A 23,978-nucleotide genomic window follows, 5' to 3' on the forward strand; every position below is an offset into this window, starting at 1 on the left:
TGCAAGACGCCCCTTGCAATTCTGCCAGAAGAAGCCGCAGATTGTGGTGATCGTCGGCACTTCGTTTGGGGTATGGAGAGCGCTCGCGCCAAACGTCGTACCGCCAAATCGCCGGCGAACAACAGATCAACCAACCCTAAAAGGGGGTCGTCATGAAGAATGTTGCACGTCGTATGGGTATCCTCGGTCTGGTGACTGCGTCCGCGCTGGGCCTCGCAGCGTGCCAGTCCTCCCTCAATGACGAAGACCGCGCTATGCTGGAGCAGGTACGCTCCTCTGCTGAGCGCGCCGAAGCCGCTTCGCGCAGCGCGGAGCAAGCCGCCCGTTCCGCCGAAGCCTCGGCACAGCGCGCCGAAAGCGCAGCCGCCCGGGCCGAGCGCTCCTACGGGCAATCCATGCGCAAGTAACAGACTCAAAGGCCGCCTAGCGGGCGCTTTGGTGCTCCGCTAGGCGGCTCTGTGTCGAGACCCGGTATGGCCCACGCCGTACCGGGTCTTTGCGTTTTGCCTCAAGTCGTGATGCGGATGGGGTAGCCGCGCCGCTCCTGGCCTGCACGCTCGATCGCAGCCCAGTTCAGGCGCCCGGACTGCGCACCTGCGGTTTCCAAGACGCGGTCGATGAGGTCTGCCGGCATCTCCGGCTCGAAATAACCGGAGATCTCGATGCGGTCCGCCTGTTCCTGCGAGGGGCTGACTTCCAGGTAGAGTTCCCCGTCGTCCAGCCAAGCAATCTTGACCTCTTGGTCGACCACGGTCACAGGAGTGCCGACACCGCAGAGCGGATAGAGCCGCTCGACCTCTTCGTTGTACATGCGGATGCAGCCCGCACTCACGCGCCGGCCGACACCCTCCGGCAGGGCGGTGCCGTGGATCAGATAGGCAGGCCAGCCGAGATAGAGCGCGCGGGTGCCCAGGGGGTTGTCCGGTCCCGGCGGGAACACGCTTGGCAGCTCCGGCTTTTCCGCCCGGATCGATTCCGGCGGATACCAGGTGGGGTGTTCCGCTTTGCGCACGATGCTGGTGGAGCCCATGGGCGTGCCGCGCCCTTCGCGCCCGATGCCGATGGCGAAGGTCATCGCTTCACCGCCATCCGAGGGATAGTAGTAGAGACACATCTCACAGAGATTGATCACCACGCCGCGCTGCGGCGCGTCGGGCAGCAGTCGCTGGGTCGGCAGCAGGATCTCCGTGCCCTCGCCCGGCAGCCAGACATCGACGCCGGGGTTCGCGGCCTTCACCTCGACGAAGCCAAGGTGATTGCGCCGCGCGATATCCACCAGCGTGTCCTCGGCGCGCGCGCGGTAGCTCTGCATCCGCCCCACCACCTTGCGCGCACGCTCTTCGGCAGTGGCGCTCCGCAAGGGAAGGGAACCGGCGAGAAGCCCGCTGCCCACTCCGGCTGACACCAGGGCGAGAAGCCGGCGACGGTCGAGTGTTAGTCTTGACGGCATGCCTCGCATCTCTCCAATTGTGACAGAAAGGCAAAGGCGCATTGCCTCTTTCAAATTGCCTCTTTCAAGAGTCGCAGATACCCCCGAATCCTGGCGAGGACAAGGCGAGGCCGCGCCAAAGCAATAGCGCGCCAGCAGATTGTCACGCTTCCGCCACGCCCACCCCGTCTCTCGCCATACCTTGCAAAAGCCCCGACAGCACCTAGATTGCCGGTCCTCAATGGGGCGCGGCGACCACGGTGATAGGCTCAGTGCTGCCTCGATCGGCGGCGCCCCGTTGCGCAACAGCAGCCACAGGATTGGATCAGAGCAATGGGCTACAAGGTGGCGGTGGTCGGAGCCACCGGAAATGTCGGGCGCGAGATGCTGACGACGCTGGCGGAGCGGGAGTTTCCGGCCGACGAGGTCTACGCGGTCGCTTCGGAGCGTTCGGCCGGGGCCGAAGTTTCCTTTGGCGAGGACGATGTGCTGAAGGTCCAAGACCTCAGCCACTTCGATTTTTCCGGCGTCGACATCGCGCTCTTCTCCTCCGGCGCCAAGGTCTCTGAGGAGTTCGCTCCGCGGGCAGCGCGGGCGGGAACGGTCGTGATCGACAACAGCTCCCACTACCGCATGGACCCGGACGTGCCGCTGGTGGTGCCCGAGGTCAATCCCGACGCCCTGCCCGGCTATGCCCGCAAACACATCATCGCCAACCCGAACTGCTCGACGATCCAGCTTGTGATGGCGCTCAAGCCGCTGCACGACTTGGCTCCCATCGAACGGGTCATTGTCTCGACCTATCAGTCGACCTCAGGTGCCGGCCGCGAGGCCATGGACGAACTCTTCACCCAGACCCGCGGCATCTTCGTCAATGACCAGATGAAGCGCGAGCACTTCACCAAGCAGATCGCCTTCAACGTCATCCCCCACATCGACAGCTTCATGGAGGATGGTGCCACCCGCGAGGAGTGGAAGATGATGGCGGAGACCAAGAAGATTCTGGACCCCCAGATACGGCTCCACGCCACCTGCGTGCGGGTGCCGGTTTTCATCGGCCACGCCGAGGCGGTCCACGTGGAGTTCGGCACGCCGCTGGACGAAGACGAGGCCCGCTCCGTCCTTCGCAAGGCGCCGGGGGTGACGGTGGTCGACCATCGTGTGGACGAGGGCTACGTCACCCCGGCGGAATGCGCCGGCGAGGATGCGGTCTTTATCAGCCGCCTGCGCACCGACCCCACGGTGGAGAACGGGCTCGCGTTTTGGGTGGTCGCGGACAATCTGCGCAAGGGCGCCGCCCTCAACACGGTGCAGATCGCCGAAACGCTGGTGAGCGCCTACCTGTAATCGCGCTGACGCGGGGAGAGCCTCACTCTCCCTGCGCCACCTCCACCAGGGCATCGAGAGCAACCGCACCCTCGGCCGAGACCAGCAGCGGGTTGACATCGATCGAGCGCACCCGCCCTTCGCCTGCCGCAAGCACGGCTCCCACGGCTTGGGCCGCCCGGGCGACAGCCGCGGCATCCAGCGGCGGCTTGCCACGCACGCCCTCGAAGAGCGGCGCGATCCGCAGGCCAGCCAGGGCCCGTCGCACGTCAGCCTCGTCGAAGGGTGGCAGCAGCAGGGCGGTGTCCGGCATGGCCTCGACCAGGATGCCGCCGTCGCCGAGCATCACCACCGGTCCGAACACCGGGTCGATGCGCCCGCCCACGACCAGTTCCCGCTCGCCAGAGGTCATCCGTGCGGCCAGCACACCCTCGAAGGCATGGCCCAGGTCTTCGACGCCGGCCTTAATCTCGGAGAAGGCGGTCTCGACCGCGGCCGCGTCGGAAAGGCGCAGGCGCACCAGCCCATACTCGCTCTTGTGCGGCAGCGCCGCCGAGCAGGCCTTGAGCACCAGCGGTGAATCCGCCGCGTTCAGAAAGGCCACAGCCTCGTCCGCCGTCTGGCACAAACGCCGCTCGACACCTGTCAGCCCCTCAGCCTCCAGCATCGAAAGCGAGCGGTGCTCGTCGAGGAATGCGGTCTCCTCCACCGCCTTTTCTGCCGTCGCCAGCGCCGGACGGCTCAGCGCGCCGCCGCGGCTGGCCGCCAACAGTTCGTGGTGTGCTGCGAACTGGGCAAGCGCGGCCACCGCCTCGTCCTCGGTCTCAAAGGCCGGCACGCCAAGTTCGGTGAAGGCGGCGCGCACCTTGGGCTGGGGCGCGGCCAGCACCACGGGCTTGCCGCTCTGCTTCAGGAAGTCGGCCGTATCAGAGGCAAAGCGCGGGTAGTCATAGCCGCGCCCGCTCACCGGAATGCCGATCAAGAACATGTCCACGGCCGGGTCGGCACCAACCACCGGCAGCACCCGGCTGAACAAGCCGCTGTCGGTCAGCAGGGCCGCGGTGATGTCTATGGGGTTCCGGGCCGAGGCAAAGGAGGGCAGGATGGACCGCAAGTCCGCCTCGGTCTGCTCCGCCAACTGGGCCAGCGGCAGGCCGGCGCGGTCAGCTGCGTCAGCCGCCAGCACGCAGGTGGCGCCGCTGTTGCTGATCACCGCCAGATTGCGGCCCGCCGGCTTCCAGCCCTGCAGGTAAAGTTCCGCCGCCTGGACCAGGTCGAGCACGCCGTCGGCCCGCCAAATGCCGTGTTTCTCCAGGAAGGCATCCACCACCCGGTCCGCCGTGGCGATGGCCCCGGTGTGCGAGGCAGCGGCGCGTTGCCCGTCCTGGGAGCGGCCGGACTTGAGCGCGATGATCGGCACACCCCGCTCCCGCCCGATGGCGGCCGCCCGGGCCAGATGCTCCGGATCGGTCAGCGTCTCAAGATAGAGCAGCAGCAGCTTGACGTCCGGGTCCTGGATCACTGCGGCGGCAAGCTCGGACACCGTCACGTCGCAGTCATTGCCGGTAGCATGGACGTGGCGCACGCCGATGCCGCGCTCGCGCAACAGGCCATAGGGCACGACGCTCATGGCGCCGCTCTGGCTGATGCAGGCCACCGGCCCATCCTGGGGCTGGGCCTCGATGAACATGGTGGAGAAGGAGAGGATGGCGCCCGTGCCGAAGTTGGCCAGGCCCTGACTGTTCGGACCGACGAGGCGCATGCCTGCCGCATTGGCGAGTTTGCGCAGGCGCGCCTCCTCGGCCTTGCCCTCCGGTCCGGTCTCGCCGAAGCCGCTGGCCATGATGACGGCGGCCTTCACACCCTTCGCCGCGCAGGCCTCGATGGCCTCCACGGCCGTCTGGCCGGCAACCGCGATGATGGCCGCATCGGGCACTTCCGGCAGGTCGGCGATGGAGGGATAGGCCGGCAGCCCCTGTACGGTCTCGCGGCCGGGGTTCACCGGCAGGATGCGGCCGGTGAACCCGAATTCCTGCAGGTAGCGGATCGGCCGCCCGCCAATCTTGTCGGCATTGTCGGAGGCACCGATGATGGCGACGCTGCGCGGCGCCAGTAAGGCTTCAAGGCTCATTTATTCTTCCCGGCTGGAACGATCGAAACGAAGCAGGCTACGCTCTCCATGGGGCGCGAAGGACAGACTCACCCGTTCGCCCGGCTTGAGGTCAAGGCCAGCGTGGCCCATCACCCGCATGCCCTCGTCGAGATCGACGAGGGCGATGGCGTAAGGCACCTTCTCGCGATAGTCAGGCGTGGGCGCACGGTGCAGCACGCTGTGCGCGGCAACGCGACCGCCACCCGCAGCCGTCTTCCACTCCAAGTCCTCACTGCCGCAGCGGCTGCAAAAGCCGCGCACGAAGGCCTGGTGATGGTCGCAGGCGCGGCAGGATTCATAGGCCAGCTTGCCCTCGGCGGCGTCCTGGCGGTGGCGCTCGATCAACTCTTGCATGGTCTCACTCCCGGGTCAGAACCAGGCTGACGTGCGAGGAAAGCACGCCGCCGTCACCATGGACGAAACCGACATCCAGCGGCCGGTCGATCTGCCGCTCCCCGGCACCGCCGCTCATCTGCCGCACCACCTCGACCAGATGCGCCATCCCGCCAGCCACACCAGAGTGCCCGAAGGAGAGCAGCCCGCCGTGGGTGTTGAGCGGGAGGGGGCCGTCGGGCTCGAAATGCCCCTGCCGCGCCAACGCCGCAGCCTGCCCGCGCGCGGCGAAGCCGATCTCCTCCAAGAGGATGGTCACCGTGATGGTGAAGGAGTCATAGACGCCGGCCACCTGTACCTCGGAGACCGAGAGACCAGTCTGCTCGAAGGCCTGCTGTGCCGCGGTCGCCCCGCCGAAGGCGTCTAGGCTCGGGGCAGCGCTGATGTGCTGGTGTGTGTGGGCCTGACCGGCGCCGGCGAGGCGCACGCCTTTGGCACGGCCTTCGTCCGCCGTGACCAGGACCGCAACGCCACCATCTGAGATGGGGCAGCAGTCCATCAGCTTCAGCGGCGAGGCGATGGGCCGCGAGGCCATGACATCGGCCACCGTGATGGGATCGCGCAGCTGCGCGCCGGGATGCCGGCCGGCATTGCGGCGCATCAGCACCGCCATCTCCGCCAGGTCTTCCTCGCTGATGTCGTAGGCACCCATGTAGGCAGACGCCAGGAGGCCGTAGTAGCCCGGTATCGTCGCGCCGAAGGGCACCTCGAACTCTGCATGACCGACCTGGGCCAGGGTCTGAATGGCGCTGTCACGGCCGCCGGGGTTGGTCAGCCGGTTCTCCCCCGCCACCACCAGCACGTTGCGGCACTGCCCGCTTTCCACCAGCAGTTTGGCCAGCATCACCAGGGCACAGCCCGTCGCCCCGCCGAGTTGGATAGCGTGGCAGTAGCGCGGCGAAAGCCCAAAGTGTTCGGCAAACAGTGTCGCCAGCATGAGATGCGGCATGGCGGTGGAGTAGCCGGTCAACAAGCCGTCTATCTCACCGCGCTCGAAACCGCCATCGGCAAGCGCCGCGGCCGCCGCCTGCGACATGAGATCGAGACTGTCCCGCCCCTCGAGACGGCCAAAAGGCGTATCGCCGACCCCGGCGATCCAGGCCTGCTTCATGCCTCCCCTTCTCACCCCGGTAGCAGCCGTTCGCGCTGCATGCGTTGCAGCCACCAGGCCAGGGCGTCTTCGGTGTCCAGGCAATCGTGGAAGCCGTGGCTGCGGATCTTGATGGTGCTGAGCGACTGAGGCTTCGGGTGGGTGTGGCCGTGGCCGAAGGTGCGGTCGGTGAAGGCCCAGGAGCTGCCGACCAGACGCTGCAGCGAAGGCTCCACAAGCCCATGTTCGGCCGCGATTTCCGCCCAAAGGCCTTCCTGCTTGGGCATTTCGGTTTCCAAGCGCTGGGCCTCGGGCTCGGGCGCGTACTCCATGTTGAAGACCTCCGCCACGCGCGGGAAGAGGTGCTGCCAGACCAGGGCATCGCCGTTGTGGACATTGTAGGTCTCATTGGCCGCCACCGGCGCTTCGGCGGCCCAGGCCATGGCCCGGGCGACGAGGCGGGAGTCCGTGGCCTCGTTGACGCGCTCACCCGTGCCGCCGGGGAAGGCCAGCGCCAAGCCCTGCTTGCGGCGCAGGGCGGCGTAGACGCCGATGGCCGCCACTGCGTTCATTGGGCTGCCGTGCGCGAATCCCAACACCGCCTGCGGCCGGAAGATGGTGAAGCTCCAGCCTTTGCCCCGCTGGCGTTCCCGGATCCAGTCCTCCTGCAGCCAATAGAAGTTCTCATGCGCATGGCGCGGCCAGCGTTCCTTGGTGGGCACCGGCGCCGGCTCGATGTGCACGCCATAGGCCTTGGCCCCCTGCAGCAGAGAGATGTGCTGCAGCTTCGGCGCAGCGGCTTCCAGCGGCTCCAGCAGGTTTTGCAGCATGGCGAGGTTGACCGCCATCTGCTCCTGGTCGCGCCAGCCGGCGATCAGGTCCGGCTTCTCGTAGAGCGCGGCATAGACCACATGGGTCACGTCCGACAGCGACCCGAAGGCCGCCTCGCAGGCGGCCCGGTCGGTCAGGTCGACGGAGAGAAAGCGCGCCTTGGTGGGGAAGTTGGGCGCGCGGCGCGACACGCCGATGACGTCCCACTCGCCCAGGCTCTCGAAGTGCTCGACGGCGGCGCGGCCGAGCAGGCCCAGCGCACCGGCCACCAGAACGGTTTTGCGGCTCATCCTCTCGTTCCCCTCTTCGAACTGTTGGTAATCACACCGTGGCGACCGGCTGGGCCGGCGAGCCCACCGCGCCGGGCAGGCGCAGCGGCGGTGCGGTCAAGAAGAAGCGGTTGCGCTGATTATCGCGCAGCCAGGCGGCAAGCTCGCTCAGGTACCAGAGCTCGCCCAGGTGGATGCCCAGCTTGAAGAGGCAGAGCTCATGCAGCGGCAAGGCGGCGTGCCGCCCCTCGCCCGGCGCGGAGGGGTAGTCCTCCACCGCATAGTTATCGGCGATGAGGCAAGCGATGCCGCTGTCGGCGATCCACTGCTGCAGTCGCTTGTCCCGCCCGTCCAGAGCCGCACATGAGCGGTTCAGCCGCTCCAGGTCAGGCTTGCGCTGCATGCCCAGGATGACGTCGGCGAAGCCGGTGTGCAGGCAGAGCAGATCGCCCTCCTCCACGCTCACGCCGTCGGCCTCCATGACGCGCATGAGTGTGTCGTAGCCAACCCGGGTGCGCTCATCGCCGAGGTGGTGGCGCAGATCGACCAAAACGCCGCGGCCCTGCACCACCTTGGCGGCCATCTTGTCGATGCCCAAACGCTTGGCTTCAACGCCTTCGAAGGGCGAACAGGCGCCCGATTCGGCATGCTCATGGGCGTTGGCCGGGCCGATCACGTCCTCACCGCCGCGCCAGCCGTTGTAGTAGACGACCTCTGCCTCGCCATCGCCGTCAGCGTCGAAGAGTGCGCCGACGTGGCTGAGCGCGTCCCACTGGCTGGAATACTGGGTGTGGAGCAGCACCGCATCGTCACTGATGACGTCGGTGAAGGGTGCCTCTTCCCAGGTCAGGGGGTAGTTGTAGTTCGGCTTGCCCTCGCGCACCGTCGCGAAACGCCGCGGCGGATGGCGGCGCGGGTTGAGGAGGTTGCCACCGGGATAATCAAGCGGCAGCGACAGGCAGAAGGTCCGCCCCTCCCGGACCTCACCGACCGCGCGCTTCACCCGCTCGGGCGTGAGCAGGTTGAGGCGGCCCAGTTCGTCGTCCGGGCCGAAGTCACCCCAGTTCGAACCCTCCGGGCGATTTTTCCAACGCTGGGTCATGGTTTGCTTCCTTCCTCTCGGCTCAGAAGAGCTGCATCAGCTTGACGTGGTCCTGCAGCGGCTCCGGCGCGCCCTCGTAGACCACTTCTCCGGTCTTGATCACCGCGGCACGGTGCGCGATGGGCAGGGACAGGGGCACGTTCTGCTCGATGATCAGGATCGAGGTGCCGAAGCGCTGGTTGATCTCGGTGATGCTGCTCATCACGCGCTCGACCAGATTGGGCGCCAGGCCGATCGAGGGCTCGTCCAGGATCAGCACCCGCGGCTCGTGCATCAGCGCCATGCCGATGGCCAGCATCTGCTGCTGGCCGCCAGACAGAGTGCCCGCGGTCTGGCTCGCCCGCTCCTTCAGGATCGGGAAGAGGCCATTGATCTGCTCCAGGCGCTGCGGCAGCACCGACTTGTCGGGCTCGACGAATCCGCCAAGTTCCAGATTGTCGTGCACCGACAGGCTGCGAAAGATGCCGTGGCCCTGTGGCACGAAGGCGATGCCGTCGGCCACGTTGGCTGCAGGCTTGCGCCCAGTGATCTCTTTGCCCTCGTAGAGGACCTGGCCGGCCATGGGTGTCATCAGCCCGAAGAGTGCCCGCACGAAGGTGGTCTTGCCGGCGCCGTTGTGGCCGAGGATCAGCAGCACCTCGCCCGTGTTGAGGGACAGGCTGACGCCGTTGACGATCTGCTTCTTGCCGTAGCCGGCACAGAGATCGCGCGCTTCCAGGATCGCCGTGCTCATTTGAAGTACCTCTCGGCGAGTTCCGGATCGTTCATCAGCTCGTCAGGCGAGCCCACCGCCATGGTGTGCCCCTCATCGAGGAAGTAGACGGTGTCGCAGAGCGTTTTGATGACATCCAGATTGTGCTCGATGATGCAGATCGTCTTACCCTCCTCCGCCAGGCGGCGGATCACCGGGAAGATCTCCTGCAGCGCATTGCCGTCGAGGCCGGAAAGCGGTTCGTCGAAGAGCAGCACTTCCGCACCCGTGGCCAAGAGACGTGCCACCACCAGCAGCTTCTCCTCGGCGTAGGAGAGATTTTCCGCCCGCTCGTCTGCCTTGTCCTCCAGCCCGACGAAGCGCAGCACCTCCATGGCCCGCTCGGCATTCTCACGTTCCTCGCGCGCCACCTGGCGCGGTGCGAAATAGGCCTTGAACACATTGTCGCCGGACTGGCGCGGCAGAGCCACCACCACGTTCTCCAGCACCGTCATCTTGGTGAAGAGCCGCAGGTCCTGGAAGGAGCGAGCGACGCCAGCGCCGACGATCTGATGCGGCTTGAGCCCGGCGATCGACTTATCCTTGTAGCGGATCTCGCCCTCGTCCGGCTTGAGGAAGCCGGTCAGGAGATTGAAGGCGGTGGTCTTGCCGGCGCCGTTCGGCCCGATCAGGCCGGTCACCTGACCGCGCCGCATGACGATGTCGAAGCCCGACACCGCCGTGATGCCGCCGAAGGACTTGTGCAGGCCGCGGCCTTCCAGGATGGGCTGGGCATCCGCACTGCCTTCCGCCTTCAGCAGGGTTTCCTGCGCCTTGCCTTGCGACCCGCCGGCGGTGGCCGTGGCCGTGACGCTGCGCGACTGCGGCTCAGGCAGGATGCCTTCGGGACGAATGCGCAGGATCAGGATCAAGAGAGCGCCGTAGATCACCAGCCGCGCCTTGTCGGCGATGTCCACCGGCATGTTGATGAACTTCAGGGCCTCGGGCAGTCCCACCAGCACCAGGGCGCCCACAACCGACCCCCAGAGGTTTCCGGTGCCGCCAAGGATCACCATGGCCAGGATGTATATCGTCTCGTCGATGGTGAAGCCGTCGGGGCCGACGTAGTTGAAGTAGTGGGCATAGAGACCGCCCGCGATCGACGCCAGACCGGCGGCAAAGGCGAAGACGGTCAGCTTCATATAGACGAGGTCCTTGCCGCAGGCCTGGGCGGCGGAGGCATTCTCGCGCATCGCCCGCAGGGCTCGCCCGAAGGGCGAATGCGCCAGGCGCCAGGCTATCCAGAAGCAACCCGCAGCAAATGCAACGGCCAGCGGCAGGAAGGTTCCCGGCGAGGACAGGCGCCCGCCGAAGATCGTGATGTTGGGAATGCCGGCGATGCCGTCGCCGCCACCGGTTAGGCCGCGCCAGTTCAAGATCACCTCGACCACGATGATCTGCAGCGCCAGGGATATGATGACCAGGTATTCCCCGGACACCCGGATTGCCGGCAACGCGACCAGGACGCCGACAGCCGCCACAAAGGCCACACCCGCGATCAGCGGGATAGGAAAGGGCATCCCCAGGCTGGTGGTCAGGATCGCCGTGACGTAGGCGCCCAGACCATAAAAGGCAGCATGGGACAGGGCAAAAAGGCCCGCAAAACCGATCAACAGATTGAAGGACGTCGCCAGGATCACGTAGAGCGACGCCATGACGAGAATGTGTAGGATGTATTCCATTGCTGCGGCGTTCCCCCTTACCGTCGCATCGCTGCGCCGAAGAGGCCCTGGGGCCGCAACAGCACCACCAGGAAGAGCAGCATGAAGGCGATGGAACTCTGCCATTCCGTGGGAATGCGCAGCATGCCCAAACTCTCCACCATGCCCAGAGCAAAGCCGCCGATCACCGCCCCCTTGATGGATCCGATGCCGCCAACGATGACAGCGACGAAGGCCATGAAGACGGCAAGGAAGCCCATGTGCGTTGTGGCGCCATCCTTGAGCAGGATCAGCACCGCCGAGGGGGCGGAGATGGCCGAGCCGATGGCAAAGACGAGGATTGCCACCTTGCGGGTGTCGATACCGATGATTCGGGCCATTTCGGGATTGTCGGTCATCGCCAGCACGGCCTTACCGTAGCTGGTCCAGCGCAGGAAGACGGCCAGCGCGCCGCCAAGCACCACCAGGACCACCACTTGCCAGATGTGGATGGTGGTGAAGAAGACCGGGCCCATGAAGTGGATGCCGTTGGTGAATTCCCGCACCACCCTCACGCCGGAGCCGAAGATAATGCCGACCAGGTTCTCCAGCACGATGTAGAGACCAAGGGAGGCGATCAGCGGTACGAGGTGGGGCGCCTGGCGCTTCTCGAAGGGCTCGTAGAGCAGCACGTAGCTGCCCACGCCCAGCAGCACGGCCGCCAGGATGGCGATCAGCAGAGCCACCGGGATCGGCAAGCCCAGCATCGCTGCCGAGTACCAAGCCATATAGGCCGCCACCGTGAAAATCGGGCCGTAGGCGAAGTGCACGATCCGCGTGGTGGCGAAGATGATGCCGAAGCCGACGCCGAGCAGCGCGTAATGGCTGCCGGTGATGACTCCGTTGACGAGAAGCTGCAGGGCGAGATCCATCGCGCAGGCTCCGAAGTAGGAGGCACCCGGAGCAGCCTTGGGCCACTCCGGGTGCGGTCAAGCAAAGGGGGTTATTCGAGGTCCAGGTACCGCTGGAACTCGCTCTCACCGTCCTGGATCTGGAAAAGTGCAACGCGCTTCTGGGCGACGCCGTTATCCTGGAAGGTCATTTCACCGCCGTAAACGCTGGGATAGGTCGGCTGCTCGCGGATGATGCGCGCAAGATTGGCACCATCGTAGTAGTCGCCGCCTTCAGCCCGGGCGCGCCGGATCGCTTCCGCGATCAGATAGACGCCTTCATAGTAGTTGGCCGCGTAGAACTCCGGATCCTCGCCGTAGCGCTCGCGATAGGCTTCCTGGAAGCGCTGCGACCAGTCATCGGTCGGGGTGAAGTAGTCGGAGGTGTAGTAGTAACCCTCCATGTGATCACCACCGATTTCGGCCACGTCCGCGGTGTACTCCACGCCGACCACGGGCACGTCGATGCCGAACTCCCGCGCGCGGCGCATGGCCATGCCGGGATCGGGGCTGAAGAGCCAGAGCGCCAGGAAGTCCGGATTGGCGGTACGCATCTTGGCGATCTGGGTGTCGATGTTGGTCGCGCCCTGGTCCATCCATTCGGTCGCGACCACCTCACCGCCCAGCTCTTCCCAGTAGGGCTCGACCTCGGAGATGATGCTTTCACCGGCGTCGGTGCGCCAGGCGATCTGCGCCATGCGGCTCCAACCCTCTTCGTCGGCGAAGGCCACCGCGGCACGTCCCAGATCCGAGGCCAGCGAGCGGTTGTGGAAGAGGTTGTCGGAGATGCCGACCATGGCGGTGCTGACGCCGCCGCCATTGACCACCAGAATGCCCTGCTCATCGGCGATGGGAGCGATGGCGATGGTGGGCGGCGAGAAGGAGGAGAAGACTGCCTGCACGTCGTGCATGTTGATCAGGCGGTTGATCGCATTGACGCCCTCGCGGGCGATGCCGCTCTTGTGGTCCTCGAAGACCGCCTCCAGGGGGATGCCGTCGATGCCGCCCTCGGCGTTGATCTCCTCGACCGCCAGTTCGATCCCGGCGCTCATGACCTTGCCGTACCAGTCACCGCTGCCGCTCATCGCCAGGATGGCGCCGATGGTAAACTTTTCCGGGTCTTCGGCACGACTGTCCGCGGCGGCAAAGGCCACTAAACTGGCCGCCGCCAGCCCAAGCAATTCACGTCTCATAACTCGTTCCTCCAATGCAGTTTCTGTTTTTGGGGTCATGCGGCGGCTTCTCCGGCCGCCTGAGTCCGGCATCGCAGTGTCGATGCCCTAACAGGAAGGGATCGGGATCCCGGCTCCTCCCGTGTAGATGTTTGATGTATCACATAGCCCAGTATGATGGCTGTCAACGGCCGCAAGGGCTGGTGCGCCGCGGTCGCGCGATCGTGCTGTCATCGTCCGGCCCTCCGCAGCTTCATCAACGCCGCTGATCGAAGCGCCGACCGACCAGGCCGGCGGCGATGTTGATCTTCTGGATATCGACGGTGCCGCCGGCAATGCCCCAGCCCCAGGCGTCGCGCAGGCGCTGCTCCATGCCGTACTCCTTGGCATAGCCGTAGCCGCCCATGAGCTGCACCCCGGCACCGGCAACATCGCGCACCATTTCATTGGCGAAGCACTTGGCAATGGCCGCCTGCTGCGCCTCGGGAAAGCTGCCGGGCGGCACGGCCGCGGCGCGGTGAATCAGGAGGCGGCTTGCTTCCACTCTGGTCGCCATCTCGGCCAGACGGAGCTGCACCGCCTGGAAATCCACGATGGGCTTGCCGAACTGCGCGCGGTCCTGAACGTAGTCCAGCACCTGCTCCAGCGCCCCGGCGGCCAGCCCCAGCGACATGGTCGCGTTGCCGCAGCGCTCCAGGTTGAAGGCCTGCATCAGCTTGCCGAACTCTCCAGCGTCGGCCAGCAGATGGCTGCGCGGAACGCGCACCTCCTCGAAAGTCATGTCGGCGCTGGGGATGCCGCGGAAGCCCATCAGCCTTTCCTGGGGCCCGAAGCTGAGACCCGGCGTCTCGCGATCGACGAAGACCGCGCCGACACCCTTGGCGCCCGGCGCGTCGGAGAGGCGGCAGAAAACGACGTAGCCCTGGGAGTGCCCGGCGCCGCTGCACCAGCGCTTGCTGCCGTTGATGACGATCTCGTCGCCCTCGATCCGCGCGCGCGTGCGCAGGTCAGTGAGCGCCGTGCCGGCGTCCGGCTCGGACATGGAAATGGCAACGATCATCTCCCCAGCCACCACCTGGGGCACGACACGCTCGCGCAATTCGGGGCTGCCGAACCGCTCGACGATGCGCACCGGCCCGGTGCAGGCCTCGAAAACCGGGAAGGCAACCGCGGCCGAAACCTTGGCAAACTCCTCCAAGACGATCAGCGCATCCAGATGCCCGGCCCCGGCGCCGCCGAATGCCTCACCGGTATTGAGGCCCAGGAAACCCAGTTCGGCGTAGCGCTTCAGCCATTCGGCCGGCACGGGCTCGGCCGCATCTTCCACCTGGCGGGCCAGCGTCGGCAGCTCCTCCCGCGCGAAGCGGCGGGCGGTGTCCTGCAGCATGAGCTGCGTGTCGTTCAGGGTGAAATCCACCGGCTAGTCTCCCGTCGCCACGGCCGCGCGGCCGTTGTCCAGCACCACCCGCTCCCCGACCCGGGCCCGGAATGCATAGGCGCCCACTTCGTCCAGCCGCCAGATGTCGGTCTCGATGGTCTCGCCCGGATAGACCGGTTTGGAGAAGCGCCCGTCCATGGCCGAAAGCGCCTGCGGACGCTCCGGACAGAGACTACGCACCAGCGCCCGACAGACGATTCCGAAGGTCGCCAGGCCGTGCAGGATCGGCTTCTCGAAGCCTGCCTTGCGCGCCACGGCGGGGTCGGCGTGCAGCGGATTGCGGTCGCCGGAGAGGCGATAGATCAAGGCGGATTGTGGCGAGGTGGCCAAGGTAACCGTTTCATCGGGCGCACGCTCCGGCAGCGGCGCGGGCTTGGCCGCGGGGCCGCTGGGGCCGCCGAAGCCGCCATCGCCCCGACAGAAGAGGGTCTGGGTCGCGGTTGCCAGCAGCTTCCCGGCCGGATCGGTCAGGCGCCGCTCCACATAGACCAGCGCACCGCGGCCTTCGCCCTTGTCGATCACCTCGACCACGCGGCTCTTGCCGCGCACCTCGCCGCTGGCTGGGAGCGGCCGGTGCAGGCGGAAGCCCTGCTCGCCGTGCACCACCCGCACCCAGTCAATGCCACTGTCCAGATCGCGGGCCCAAAAGCCGGGATGACCGAGCACCGTGCCAAAGGACGGCAGCACGCTGAAGGCTGCCTCTTCATAGACGAAAGGCAGGTCGGCCTCGTCCAGGGGATCCAACCCGGCGCCGCAGCCCAGCGCGTAGAGGATCGCCTGGTCCGGCCCCCAGCTTTGCCGAACCTCGGGAATGTCCAGGGCGAGTAGGTGATCGCGGTCGATGGTCATGGCTCAGACCGGATCCCAGGTGAAGACTTCGGCCGAGCGCTCCAATGGCACAAGCGAGGGCCCGATGGCGCCGGGCAGCATTTCGGCCACCCCTTCCGGGGTCCAGCCCTCGCCGCGGTGAATCACACGCAGCGGCCGCGGCTGGCTCATCAGGAAGATCTCGTTGTTGCGCACCGCGAAGATCTGCCCGCTCACCTCCTTGGCCGCATCGGAGCCGAGGAAGACCACGAGCGGCGCGATCTTCTCAGGCGTCATGCGCTTGAGCTTCTCGACGCGCACCTTGTCGGCCTCCGTCTCGGTCGGGATGGAGGAGATCATCCGGCTCCAGGCGAAAGGCGCGATGCAGTTGGAGCGCACGCCGAAGCGCTGCATGTCCATGGCGATACCGCGCGACAGGCCGACGATGCCCATCTTCGCCGCCATGTAATTGGCCTGACCGAAGTTGCCGATCAGCCCGGAGGTGGAGGTCATGTGCACGTAGCTGCCGCTGCCCTGCTCGCGGAAGATTGGCGCGGCGGCGCTCGACACATTGAAGGAGCCGTTGAGGTGAACCGCGATGACCGATGTCCAGTCTTCCTGGGTCATCTTGTGGAAGATGCGGTCGCGCAGGATGCCGGCATTGTTCACCACCAGGTCGAGCCGGCCGAAGGTGTCACGCGCCGCAGCCACGAGCCGCGCCGCGCCTTCGGACTCCGCCACACTGTCGCTGTTCGCCAGGGCCTTGCCGCCGGCCGCCTCGATCTCGGCCACCACGGCCGCAGCCGCACCCTCGTTCTCGGCAGCACCGGTCAGGCTGACTCCGATGTCGTTGACCACCACGGCAGCACCGGCCTGCGCCAGCCCCATGGCCAGCGCTCGGCCGACCCCCTGCCCCGCACCGGTCACCAGCGCCACTTTGCCCTCGAGCAAGCCCATGGATCGTATCTCCTTACGTCTTGGTTATAGCGCGGCGGCTGTGCCGAAGATCGCCGTCGCCTGCGAGGACAGCACACCGCCGTTGCCGTGCGCCAGCGCGACCTCCACGTCCATCACCTGGCGCTCGCCCGCCTGGCCGCGCAGCTGCTCCACCGCCTCGATCATCGGGAAGAGGCCATACATGCCTGGATGATTGCAGGAGAGGCCGCCGCCATTGGTGTTGACCGCCAGGCGCCCGCCCGGCGCGATACCCCCCTCCTCGACGAAGCGCCCGCCCTCGCCCTTGGGGCAAAAGCCCAGGTCCTCGAGGAAGAGCAGCGTGTTGATGGTGAAGGCGTCATAGAGCTGGGCCATGGGGATGTCCTTCGGACCCAGCCCGGCCATGGCATAGGCCTGCTGCCCCGAGTTCACCGCACAGGTCGTCGTGAGATCGGGCATGTTGGCGATCTGCCGGTGGCTGAGCGCCGCGCCGACCCCCAGCAGATAGACCGGCGGTGCCGGCAGGTCCTTGGCTCGCTCCGCGGAAACCAGGATCAGGGCCCCGCCGCCATCGGTCACGAGGCAGCAGTCGGCGCGGGTCAGCGGATCGCTGACCGGGCGCGAGGCCAGCACTTCGTCGCGGCTCAAGGGCTCGCGCTTGAAGGCCGCGGGGTTGCGCTGAGCCCAAGCCCGGGCCGCCAGCGCCACCTCGGCCAGCTGCTCGCGCGTTGTGCCGTAGTCATACATGTGGCGCGCCGCCGCCAGGGCGTAGGAGCTGATGGGATAGAGCGGGTTGTAAGGCGCTTCCGCCGGCTGCGGGTCGGGCAGCGAAACCAGCTTGCCGCCGGCGCTCCGCTGATTGCTGCCGTAGCAGATCAAAGCCACGGAGCAGAGCCCGGCCTCGATGGCCAGCAGCGCCGAGCGCACATGCCCGAAGAAGGAAGAGCCGCCGACCATGGAGCCGTCGAAGTAGCGCGGCTGCAGCCCGAGACGCTCGGCCACGTTCAGCAGCGGAAAACCACTGACCGAAAGCGTGCAGAAAAGGCCGTCCACATCCTGCTTGCGCAGGCCCGCATCGCCGAGCGCCAGCTGCACCGCCTCACCCAGCTGGTCGAAGGCGCTGCGCCCCGGGGCGTCCCAGCGCTTAGTGTTGCCGATGCCGGCGACGGCCACTTTTCCGCGGAGGTGGCGTCCGCTCTCGCCCCTGCTCATGGGCGCGCTCATGCCTGCACCTCCGCGGGTCGGAAGATGTGATAGGCCTCACCTTCGGCCGGCTGCACCACCTCGGCGACGACCGCCATGCCGATGTGCACCGCATCCGGTGCCACGCCCTCGACCCGGCTCATCACCCGCGCGCGCTCATCCAGGTCGATCAGCGCCACGCAGTAGGGGGCATCGCGACCCGGGCCGCTGCGTACCACGGTCACCGAATAAACCGTGCCGTGCCCACTGGCGCGGCGCCAGGTCAGGTCTGGCGCACCGCAACTCGGGCAGAGCACCACCATCTGCGCCGTCACGGCGGCGCAGGCCGCGCAGTACTGCAGCTGCAGTTCTCCTGCCGCCAGGAACTCCCGAAACCGGACGTCCGGTCCGGGACCTTCGAATGCCGCCTCTGTCACCCGGGCCTCCCGCTTGGCTTCCGTGGCTGTTGCGGTGAAGGCTACATACCGATGGGGATGTTTCGCAACAGCAAAAGTGAATCCAGCCGCACAATCGAAACACTTCTTGCATTTACAAAGTCTTAAACCGTAACAGCCGCTCCACGAGACAGAGTGCTTGACATACCTGTGGGTAGGAATCCCTAATCGTGCCAAGACACAATCCTGACGCGGGAGACGCCCCCATGGCGGTAATCTGGGAACCGGAGCTCGATGCCGAGGCTAGCAAATGGCGTGCGGCGGCCGACGGCCTCAGCCGGGAGCATTGTGCGCCACTGGCCGAGGAACTGGACCGGGAGCAGCGTTATCCCTGGGAAACGATCCCGCATCTGGTGGACAGCGGACTCGCCGGGCTGTTCCTGCCCCAGGAGTATGGCGGCCAGGGCGCCAGCCTCACCGCAACCGTGTCGGTGGTCGAGCGCATCGCGGAAGACTGCGCCTCCACCGCCGCCATCCTCTGCGCCTACCAGCTCGGAGCCTTCCCGCTGCTGCTCGCCGGCACGCCGGAGCAGAAGGATGTCTATCTGCGCGCCATGGCCCAAGGTACCGCCACCAGCTTTGCGCTGAGCGAGCGTACCGCCGGCTCGGACCCGGCGGCCATGGCCGCCACCGGCGTCGAGGAAGGCGACGGCTGGCGCCTGCGCGGTGAGAAGTTCTGGATCGGCAATGGCGGCGCCTCGCGCTACTACGTGGCCTTCGTGAAGACCGACCCCGAGGCCGGCGGGCGCGGCATCACCGCCTTCATGGTGGACAAGGAAGCCGAGGGTGTGAGCGTCGACCACCTCTCCGACAAGATGGGCATCCGCGGCACCCAGACCTCGAACCTTCGCCTCGACACCCTGGTGCCGCAAAGCGCCCAGGTGGGCGAGAGCGGCCGGGCCCTGCGCCTGGCGCTGAAGACGCTCAATGTCGGCCGCATCATGGTCTCCGCCCAGTCCCTGGGCCTCGCCATCGGCGCCTTCCGCGAAGCCGCGGCACGGGCGGTCAGCCGACAAACCTTCGGCAAGGCGATCATCGACAACCAGGGCATCGCCTTCCCCCTGGCCGATGTCGCCACCCAGATCACCGCGGCCCGCCTGCTGCTTTACCGCGCGGCCGAGGCCTATGACCGCGGCGAGGACGTGCAGGTGATCGGTGCCCAGGCGAAGCTTTTCTGCTCCGAGGTGGCGCACAAGGCCGCCGACGTGGCCATGCAGGTCTGGGCCGGCGACGGCTACTGCAAGCCCTCCAAGGTGGAGCGCCTCTACCGCGACCAGCGCATCCTGGAGATCTACGAGGGAACCTCGGAGATCCAGCGCCTGGTTCTGGGCCGCGCAATCCGCAGTGAGGTGGAGGTCAAGGGGTGACCCCGGCCGCCACCGCGCCCTCGCGGACGCACCAGGTCGGGAGCGTGGGTCTCCAGCCATGAGTTCGGCCAAACGCAAGAGCGAGGCGCGCGCCGGCAGCCGAAGCCATGGACGCGACCCCGAATCCTCACGCCGGGAGATTCTCGAGGCCGCGGCCGAGATCTTCATGGAATACGGCTACGCTGCCACCTCCCTGGACCATGTGGCCGAACGCCTGGGCGCCACCAAGGGACGCGTCTACCACTACTTCCCGAGCAAGGCCGACCTCTTCCTGGGCATCCATCAGGGCGCCATGGAGACGCTCATCGCCACGGTCGCGCCGCTGTTGGATGGCCCCGGCACCGCGGCGGAGCGGCTCCACGCCATGGCCATGGCCCATGCGCGCATGCTGATGACGCGCAGCCCGGAGCAGAAGGTGGCGGTCGGCAAGCTGGAGCGCCACCTGCTGCGCGGCGCCACCGCTCGGCACCAGCACACCCTGCAGGCCATCGTGCGGCTGCGCGACGACTATGAGCAGCTCTTCGCCGAGGTGCTGAGCGAAGGCATGCGCGAGGGCGACTTCGCGGTGCAGCCACCGCGCCTGGCAACCAAGCCGGTTCTGGGGGCGCTTAACTGGCTCACCGTGTGGTATCAACCCCGTCGCGGTGAAAGCTCGGAAGACATTGAGATCATTGCCCGCATGATCGCGGATTTCGTGGTCAAGGGCCTGCGCAAGGGAGAGCCGCTGCCATGACCGACGCCCCCCGCCCCCACTCCGAAACGGTCTGGGACGCGGCCGAACTCTGGTCACGCGACCGCATTGAGGCCCATCAGCTCGAGCGGCTGCAGGCCCAGGTGGCCCGGCTTGCAAGCGACAGCCCCTTCTATGCCCGGCGCTTTCGGGAGATCGGCTTTGCGCCAGGTGACCTGCGCTCGCTCGAAGACCTGCGCAAGCTTCCGGTCACCCGTAAGCAGGACTACCTCCAGGGCCTGGAAACCGCCCCGCCCTGGGGCGAACTGCTGGCCGTGGACCCGGCGGAGGTGGTGCGCGTGCACTTCTCCTCCGGCACCACCTCGCAGCCGACGCCCGCCTGCTGGACCGCCCATGACCTGGAGCGCTGGTCCGACCTCTACGCGCGATACCTCTATGCGCAGGGGCTGCGGCGCACGGACGTCTTCCAGTGCCTCTTCAGCTACGCCTGGTTCGTCGGCGGCCTGGGCGCCACCGCGGCGGCCACGGCCGTCGGCGCCACGGTGATTCCCGGGGGCAGCGGCGACAGCAAGCGCCAGGTGGAATCGATCTTCCGTTTCGGCACCACCGCGGTGATCGGCACGCCCTCCTTCCTCGCGCATCTCGTGGAGGTGGCGACGGAGATGGGCCAGGACCTCCGCCAGTCCCCGGTGCGCATGCTCTGCCTGGGCGGCGAGTCCGGTGCCAGCATCCCGGCGACCCGCGCGCGCCTGGAGGAGGCCTGGGGCGCCAAGACCTTCGATTGCTACGGCAGCCTGGAAAGCCAGCCCATCGGTTGGGACACGGCGGCGCAAAGCGGCCCGACCCTGGCGGAGGATTTCATCTATGCCGAGATCCTCGACCCCGAAACAATGGAGCCGGTGCCCGATGGCGAACGCGGCGTGCTGGTGGTCAGCCACCTGGACAAGGAGGCCGGGCCGCTCCTGCGCTGGTGGACCGGAGACATCGTGGTGCGTGACAGCCGCCCGGCGCCGGACGGGCGCACCCATGCCCGCCTGCCCGGCGGTGTGCTGAGCCGGGCCGACGACATGCTGATCGTGCGCGGGGTCAATGTCTTCCCCACGGCGATCGAGGACGTCATCCGCTCCCACCCCGGCGCCACGGGCGAGTACCGCATCATCGTCGACGACAGCCTGAAGGATCCGGCCACCGGCTTTCTCACCGGTCTCAAGCTCACGGTGGAGGCCCAATCGGACGCGCCACAGGACTTCGGCGGCCAACTGGCGGCGCGCATCCGCGATCTTCTCACCGTGCGCGCGGCCGTCGAGGTGGTCGAAGCCGGCAGCCTGCCCCGGGCGGTGCACAAGGCGAAGCGGCTGCTGCGGTCATGACGGGCGCGCTGGACGGCATCAAGGTCCTCGACCTTTCGCGCATCCTGGCCGGGCCCTGGTGCACCCAGACCCTGGCCGATCTCGGCGCCGAGGTCTGGAAGGTGGAGCACCCCGAACGCGGCGACGACACCCGCAGTTGGCGCCCGCCGGAGATTGGCGAGTTCTCCACCTACTTCCTCTGCTGCAATCGCAGCAAGAAGAGCCTGGCGATCGACATCGCCAAGCCTGAAGGCGCCGAACTGGTCCGCCGCCTGGCCGCCGAGGCCGACGTGGTGGTGGAGAATTTCCGCCTCGGCGCGCTTGCGCGCTACGGCCTGGACTGGGAGAGCCTGCGCGCGGTCAACCCGCGCCTGGTCTACTGCTCGATCTCCGGCTACGGCCGGGAAAGCCCGCGCGCGGCCGAGCCCGGCTATGACTTCGTCATCCAGGCGGAAAGCGGCCTCATGGCCATCACCGGCGAGGCGGATGGGCAGCCCATGAAGCTGGGCGTGGCGATCTGCGACCTGCTTTCGGGCATGAACGCGACCCAGGCGATTCTCGCGGCCCTGATCGCCCGGGGCCGCACCGGCGAGGGACAGCACATCGACATCTCGCTGCTGGACTCCGCCGTGGCGGCGCTGGCCAATGTCGCCAGCGGGCATCTGGGCACCGGCCGCGAGCCCAAGCGCTACGGCAACGCCCACGCCACCGTCGTGCCCTATCAGCTCTTTCCCACCAGCGACGGGGAGATCGCGCTGGCCGTGGGCAACGATGCGCAGTTCCGCAAGCTCTGCGAGGTGGTGATCGCGCGACCGGAACTGGCCGATGATCCGCGCTATGCCACCAACCGCGCCCGGGTGCTGAACCGCGAAAGCCTGATCCCGGCCCTCAACGAGGCCTTCGAGCAGTTCGACACCGCCGACTGCCTACAGCGCCTGCGCGCCGCCGGCATTCCCGCCGGCACGGTGCGCAGCGTCTCGGAGGTCTTCGAGGCACCGGAAGTGCTGGCCCGCGGCCTACGCCAGGTGGCCGAAAAAGCCGGCCTCGGCCCCCTACCCCTCCCCGGCTCCCCCCTGAAACTCAGCGGCACACCCGTGCGCGCGCCCATCGCCCCACCCGACCTGGGCGAGCACACGGCAGAGGTTCTTGGGGAGGTCCTGGGACTCGACGCAGGGGCCGTGGCGGGGTTTCGCGCGGCGGGGGTGGTGCGTTAGGGTGATGGCGCAAAGTATCGCAACTGCGCAGAATTGCTTCGCTGGATTGTACTACATTCTTTCGCATATTCTGCGGCGAGGAGGGCAAACCATGCCAAGATCGACCATGGAAAGCGAAACCGCCGCCAGCGAGGTTGACCAGGCAGACTTGCAGCGGCTCAACCCCGAGGATCAGATTCGCTTTGCCGAAGCACTGATCAATCCGCGGCAACCAAACGCGCGCCTGCAGCGGGCAGCGCAGCGGCATGCTGAACTCGTCGGGCCCAAGTGACGGCTCGCTTCACAATAGAGCGGCTATCTGAGATCACCGACCATTAGCCGCATGCAGTCGCCGCTCAGTTGTTGGATCTGACCGGGATAAAAGCGGCTAACTCCCAGAACGAAGACAGCCACGCCCCTACGCCGCATACCTCCCAGCCATGATGCACAGGATTTCGTAGATCAGGGTTGCGGCGGACAGGGAGGTGAGGTCGCCGACGTCGAAGGGCGGGGCGACTTCCACCAAGTCGGCGCCGATGAAGTCGAGGCCGTCGAGCGCGCGCAGGAAGCGCTGGGCTTCGTGGATGGAGAGGCCGCCGGCTTCCGGGGTGCCGGTGCCGGGGGCATAGACGGGGTCGAGGCCGTCGATGTCGAAGCTGAGATAGACCTTGCCCTCGCCGACCACCCGGCGCGCCTCGGCGGCCACGGCGGCCGGGCCCAGGTCCTGTGCCTCCTCGATGAACATCACGCGCATGCCCTGCTCGCGGGAATACTCCCAGCCTTCGGGTGAGTTCTGGGCGCCGCGGATGCCGATCTGGATGCTGCGCTTGGGGTCGATCAGCCCCTCCTCCACCGCGCGGCGGAAAGGCGTGGCGTGCATGAACTTGGAGCCGTGGAACTGGTCCCAGGTGTCGGTGTGGGCATCCACGTGCACCAGGCCGAGCGGGCCGTGCCGCTCGGCTGCGGCCCGCAGGAGGCCCAGAGAGACGCTGTGATCGCCGCCGACGGCGAAGGGGCGCATGCCCGCCTGATGGGCCCGGCCGGCGAAGGCCGCAATATCCGCCATGACCGTCTCGTGGTCGTAGACCGACCGGAAGCGCACGTCCCCGAGATCGGCCACGCGACAGACCTCGTAAGGATTGAAGCGCGTCACATGGTGGATCATGCGCATCAGCGAGGAGGCGTCGCGAATGGCCCGCGGACCGTGGCGGGCGCCGGCGCGGTTGGTGATGCCGCCGTCGTAGGGAATGCCGAAGAGGCCGATGTCCACTGCGCTCCAGTCCCCGGCCAGGGGCGCGCGCAGGAAGGTGGCGATCTCGGCATAGCGCGGCGTCAGCATGGCGCTGGTGTCGGTGGCGGAAAGCTCTTCGCTCATTGCCTGTCCCTTGAACTGGTCCTGGCTGACCATCGTCCCGCACACGCCCGGCGGAAAAGCGATTTTAGCCGATCTTTACT

The 23,978-nt window shown here is 67.1% G+C and carries 23 protein-coding genes; 7 read left to right on the forward strand and 16 right to left on the reverse strand.

Annotated features, from left to right (window positions below):
* Positions 1–152 precede the first annotated feature (152 nt).
* On the forward strand, positions 153–407 hold the full coding sequence (locus tag P2G67_RS11540; RefSeq protein WP_275823211.1) for a hypothetical protein: 255 nt from the start codon (positions 153–155) through the stop codon (positions 405–407).
* Between the two features lie 101 nt (positions 408–508).
* Here P2G67_RS11540 and P2G67_RS11545 read toward each other — a convergent pair whose 3' ends face one another.
* Positions 509–1,450 (reverse strand): L,D-transpeptidase family protein, encoded by a 942-nt coding sequence (locus P2G67_RS11545; RefSeq protein WP_275823213.1) that lies wholly within the window; start codon positions 1,448–1,450, stop codon positions 509–511.
* A 312-nt stretch (positions 1,451–1,762) separates the two neighbouring features.
* Between P2G67_RS11545 and P2G67_RS11550 the strand changes: the two genes are divergently transcribed.
* Positions 1,763–2,776 carry an aspartate-semialdehyde dehydrogenase gene (locus tag P2G67_RS11550; protein ID WP_275823215.1) on the forward strand — a complete coding sequence of 338 codons (1,014 nt, stop codon included), beginning with the start codon at positions 1,763–1,765 and terminating at the stop codon, positions 2,774–2,776.
* A 22-nt stretch (positions 2,777–2,798) separates the two neighbouring features.
* Here the strand turns inward: P2G67_RS11550 and P2G67_RS11555 are convergent, their stop codons facing one another.
* The 14 genes from P2G67_RS11555 to P2G67_RS11620 all read right to left on the reverse strand — a co-directional run bounded on the left by P2G67_RS11555 (position 2,799) and on the right by P2G67_RS11620 (position 17,905).
* Positions 2,799–4,886, reverse strand: coding sequence for an acetate--CoA ligase family protein (locus tag P2G67_RS11555; protein ID WP_275823217.1), 2,088 nt, complete (start codon positions 4,884–4,886; stop codon positions 2,799–2,801).
* Positions 4,887–5,261 (reverse strand): Zn-ribbon domain-containing OB-fold protein, encoded by a 375-nt coding sequence (locus P2G67_RS11560; RefSeq protein ID WP_275823219.1) that lies wholly within the window; start codon positions 5,259–5,261, stop codon positions 4,887–4,889.
* Positions 5,262–5,265: 4 nt separating this feature from the next.
* A complete protein-coding gene (locus tag P2G67_RS11565; RefSeq protein ID WP_275823221.1) occupies positions 5,266–6,411 on the reverse strand; it encodes a thiolase family protein in 1,146 nt (381 codons plus the stop codon).
* Positions 6,412–6,422: 11 nt separating this feature from the next.
* Positions 6,423–7,511, reverse strand: coding sequence for an SDR family oxidoreductase (locus P2G67_RS11570; RefSeq protein ID WP_275823223.1), 1,089 nt, complete (start codon positions 7,509–7,511; stop codon positions 6,423–6,425).
* A gap of 31 nt (positions 7,512–7,542) precedes the next feature.
* Entirely contained in the window at positions 7,543–8,592 is a 1,050-nt protein-coding gene (locus P2G67_RS11575; RefSeq protein ID WP_275823225.1) for a cyclase family protein, read from the reverse strand.
* 22 nt (positions 8,593–8,614) lie between these two features.
* On the reverse strand, positions 8,615–9,325 hold the full coding sequence (locus P2G67_RS11580; protein ID WP_275823227.1) for an ABC transporter ATP-binding protein: 711 nt from the start codon (positions 9,323–9,325) through the stop codon (positions 8,615–8,617).
* Positions 9,322–11,025, reverse strand: a complete 1,704-nt coding sequence (locus P2G67_RS11585) for a branched-chain amino acid ABC transporter ATP-binding protein/permease (protein ID WP_275823230.1) — start codon at positions 11,023–11,025, stop codon at positions 9,322–9,324. Before P2G67_RS11585 ends, P2G67_RS11580 begins: the two co-directional genes overlap by 4 nt.
* Before the next feature lie 17 nt (positions 11,026–11,042).
* Complete coding sequence (locus P2G67_RS11590; protein WP_275823232.1) at positions 11,043–11,915, reverse strand: branched-chain amino acid ABC transporter permease; 873 nt, start codon at positions 11,913–11,915, stop codon at positions 11,043–11,045.
* A gap of 71 nt (positions 11,916–11,986) precedes the next feature.
* Positions 11,987–13,126 carry an ABC transporter substrate-binding protein gene (locus P2G67_RS11595; RefSeq protein WP_275823234.1) on the reverse strand — a complete coding sequence of 380 codons (1,140 nt, stop codon included), beginning with the start codon at positions 13,124–13,126 and terminating at the stop codon, positions 11,987–11,989.
* A 235-nt stretch (positions 13,127–13,361) separates the two neighbouring features.
* Complete coding sequence (locus P2G67_RS11600; RefSeq protein ID WP_275823237.1) at positions 13,362–14,522, reverse strand: acyl-CoA dehydrogenase family protein; 1,161 nt, start codon at positions 14,520–14,522, stop codon at positions 13,362–13,364.
* A gap of 3 nt (positions 14,523–14,525) precedes the next feature.
* On the reverse strand, positions 14,526–15,392 hold the full coding sequence (locus P2G67_RS11605; protein WP_275823240.1) for a MaoC family dehydratase: 867 nt from the start codon (positions 15,390–15,392) through the stop codon (positions 14,526–14,528).
* A 3-nt stretch (positions 15,393–15,395) separates the two neighbouring features.
* Positions 15,396–16,307, reverse strand: a complete 912-nt coding sequence (locus P2G67_RS11610) for an SDR family NAD(P)-dependent oxidoreductase (RefSeq protein WP_275823242.1) — start codon at positions 16,305–16,307, stop codon at positions 15,396–15,398.
* A 24-nt stretch (positions 16,308–16,331) separates the two neighbouring features.
* The gene (locus P2G67_RS11615; protein WP_275823244.1) at positions 16,332–17,498 is read right to left on the reverse strand and encodes a thiolase family protein; all 1,167 of its coding nucleotides are present in this window, start codon (positions 17,496–17,498) and stop codon (positions 16,332–16,334) included.
* Positions 17,499–17,506: 8 nt separating this feature from the next.
* Positions 17,507–17,905, reverse strand: a complete 399-nt coding sequence (locus P2G67_RS11620) for a Zn-ribbon domain-containing OB-fold protein (RefSeq protein WP_275823247.1) — start codon at positions 17,903–17,905, stop codon at positions 17,507–17,509.
* 224 nt (positions 17,906–18,129) lie between these two features.
* Here P2G67_RS11620 and P2G67_RS11625 point away from each other — a divergent pair, with 224 nt between their 5' ends.
* The 5 genes from P2G67_RS11625 (at position 18,130) to P2G67_RS11645 (ending at position 22,815) form a co-directional block, all read left to right on the forward strand.
* Positions 18,130–19,290, forward strand: a complete 1,161-nt coding sequence (locus tag P2G67_RS11625; RefSeq protein ID WP_275823250.1) for an acyl-CoA dehydrogenase family protein — start codon at positions 18,130–18,132, stop codon at positions 19,288–19,290.
* Between the two features lie 58 nt (positions 19,291–19,348).
* Positions 19,349–20,023 (forward strand): TetR/AcrR family transcriptional regulator, encoded by a 675-nt coding sequence (locus P2G67_RS11630; protein ID WP_275823253.1) that lies wholly within the window; start codon positions 19,349–19,351, stop codon positions 20,021–20,023.
* Positions 20,020–21,351 carry a phenylacetate--CoA ligase family protein gene (locus P2G67_RS11635; protein ID WP_275823255.1) on the forward strand — a complete coding sequence of 444 codons (1,332 nt, stop codon included), beginning with the start codon at positions 20,020–20,022 and terminating at the stop codon, positions 21,349–21,351. Before P2G67_RS11630 ends, P2G67_RS11635 begins: the two co-directional genes overlap by 4 nt.
* Entirely contained in the window at positions 21,348–22,544 is a 1,197-nt protein-coding gene (locus P2G67_RS11640) for a CaiB/BaiF CoA transferase family protein (RefSeq protein WP_275823257.1), read from the forward strand. Before P2G67_RS11635 ends, P2G67_RS11640 begins: the two co-directional genes overlap by 4 nt.
* Before the next feature lie 91 nt (positions 22,545–22,635).
* The gene (locus tag P2G67_RS11645) at positions 22,636–22,815 is read left to right on the forward strand and encodes a type II toxin -antitoxin system TacA 1-like antitoxin (protein WP_275823259.1); all 180 of its coding nucleotides are present in this window, start codon (positions 22,636–22,638) and stop codon (positions 22,813–22,815) included.
* A 126-nt stretch (positions 22,816–22,941) separates the two neighbouring features.
* Here the strand turns inward: P2G67_RS11645 and speB are convergent, their stop codons facing one another.
* Positions 22,942–23,898: an agmatinase gene (gene speB / locus P2G67_RS11650; RefSeq protein WP_275823262.1), complete on the reverse strand. Its 957-nt coding sequence runs from the start codon at positions 23,896–23,898 to the stop codon at positions 22,942–22,944.
* Positions 23,899–23,978 lie beyond the last annotated feature (80 nt).

It is taken from the genome of Aquibaculum arenosum, from assembly GCF_029222965.1.
In the GTDB taxonomy this organism is placed as follows: domain Bacteria; phylum Pseudomonadota; class Alphaproteobacteria; order Kiloniellales; family DSM-21159; genus Aquibaculum; species Aquibaculum arenosum.

Coding starts and splice junctions, on each gene's coding strand:
- P2G67_RS11540 (WP_275823211.1), top strand. CDS start 153: ATGAAGAATGTTGCACGTCGTATGGGTATCCTCGGTCTGGTGACTGCG.
- P2G67_RS11545 (WP_275823213.1), bottom strand. CDS start 1,450: ATGCCGTCAAGACTAACACTCGACCGTCGCCGGCTTCTCGCCCTGGTG.
- P2G67_RS11550 (WP_275823215.1), top strand. CDS start 1,763: ATGGGCTACAAGGTGGCGGTGGTCGGAGCCACCGGAAATGTCGGGCGC.
- P2G67_RS11555 (WP_275823217.1), bottom strand. CDS start 4,886: ATGAGCCTTGAAGCCTTACTGGCGCCGCGCAGCGTCGCCATCATCGGT.
- P2G67_RS11560 (WP_275823219.1), bottom strand. CDS start 5,261: ATGCAAGAGTTGATCGAGCGCCACCGCCAGGACGCCGCCGAGGGCAAG.
- P2G67_RS11565 (WP_275823221.1), bottom strand. CDS start 6,411: ATGAAGCAGGCCTGGATCGCCGGGGTCGGCGATACGCCTTTTGGCCGT.
- P2G67_RS11570 (WP_275823223.1), bottom strand. CDS start 7,511: ATGAGCCGCAAAACCGTTCTGGTGGCCGGTGCGCTGGGCCTGCTCGGC.
- P2G67_RS11575 (WP_275823225.1), bottom strand. CDS start 8,592: ATGACCCAGCGTTGGAAAAATCGCCCGGAGGGTTCGAACTGGGGTGAC.
- P2G67_RS11580 (WP_275823227.1), bottom strand. CDS start 9,325: ATGAGCACGGCGATCCTGGAAGCGCGCGATCTCTGTGCCGGCTACGGC.
- P2G67_RS11585 (WP_275823230.1), bottom strand. CDS start 11,025: ATGGAATACATCCTACACATTCTCGTCATGGCGTCGCTCTACGTGATC.
- P2G67_RS11590 (WP_275823232.1), bottom strand. CDS start 11,915: ATGGATCTCGCCCTGCAGCTTCTCGTCAACGGAGTCATCACCGGCAGC.
- P2G67_RS11595 (WP_275823234.1), bottom strand. CDS start 13,126: ATGAGACGTGAATTGCTTGGGCTGGCGGCGGCCAGTTTAGTGGCCTTT.
- P2G67_RS11605 (WP_275823240.1), bottom strand. CDS start 15,392: ATGACCATCGACCGCGATCACCTACTCGCCCTGGACATTCCCGAGGTT.
- P2G67_RS11610 (WP_275823242.1), bottom strand. CDS start 16,307: ATGGGCTTGCTCGAGGGCAAAGTGGCGCTGGTGACCGGTGCGGGGCAG.
- P2G67_RS11615 (WP_275823244.1), bottom strand. CDS start 17,498: ATGAGCAGGGGCGAGAGCGGACGCCACCTCCGCGGAAAAGTGGCCGTC.
- P2G67_RS11625 (WP_275823250.1), top strand. CDS start 18,130: ATGGCGGTAATCTGGGAACCGGAGCTCGATGCCGAGGCTAGCAAATGG.
- P2G67_RS11630 (WP_275823253.1), top strand. CDS start 19,349: ATGAGTTCGGCCAAACGCAAGAGCGAGGCGCGCGCCGGCAGCCGAAGC.
- P2G67_RS11635 (WP_275823255.1), top strand. CDS start 20,020: ATGACCGACGCCCCCCGCCCCCACTCCGAAACGGTCTGGGACGCGGCC.
- P2G67_RS11640 (WP_275823257.1), top strand. CDS start 21,348: ATGACGGGCGCGCTGGACGGCATCAAGGTCCTCGACCTTTCGCGCATC.
- P2G67_RS11645 (WP_275823259.1), top strand. CDS start 22,636: ATGCCAAGATCGACCATGGAAAGCGAAACCGCCGCCAGCGAGGTTGAC.
- speB (WP_275823262.1), bottom strand. CDS start 23,898: ATGAGCGAAGAGCTTTCCGCCACCGACACCAGCGCCATGCTGACGCCG.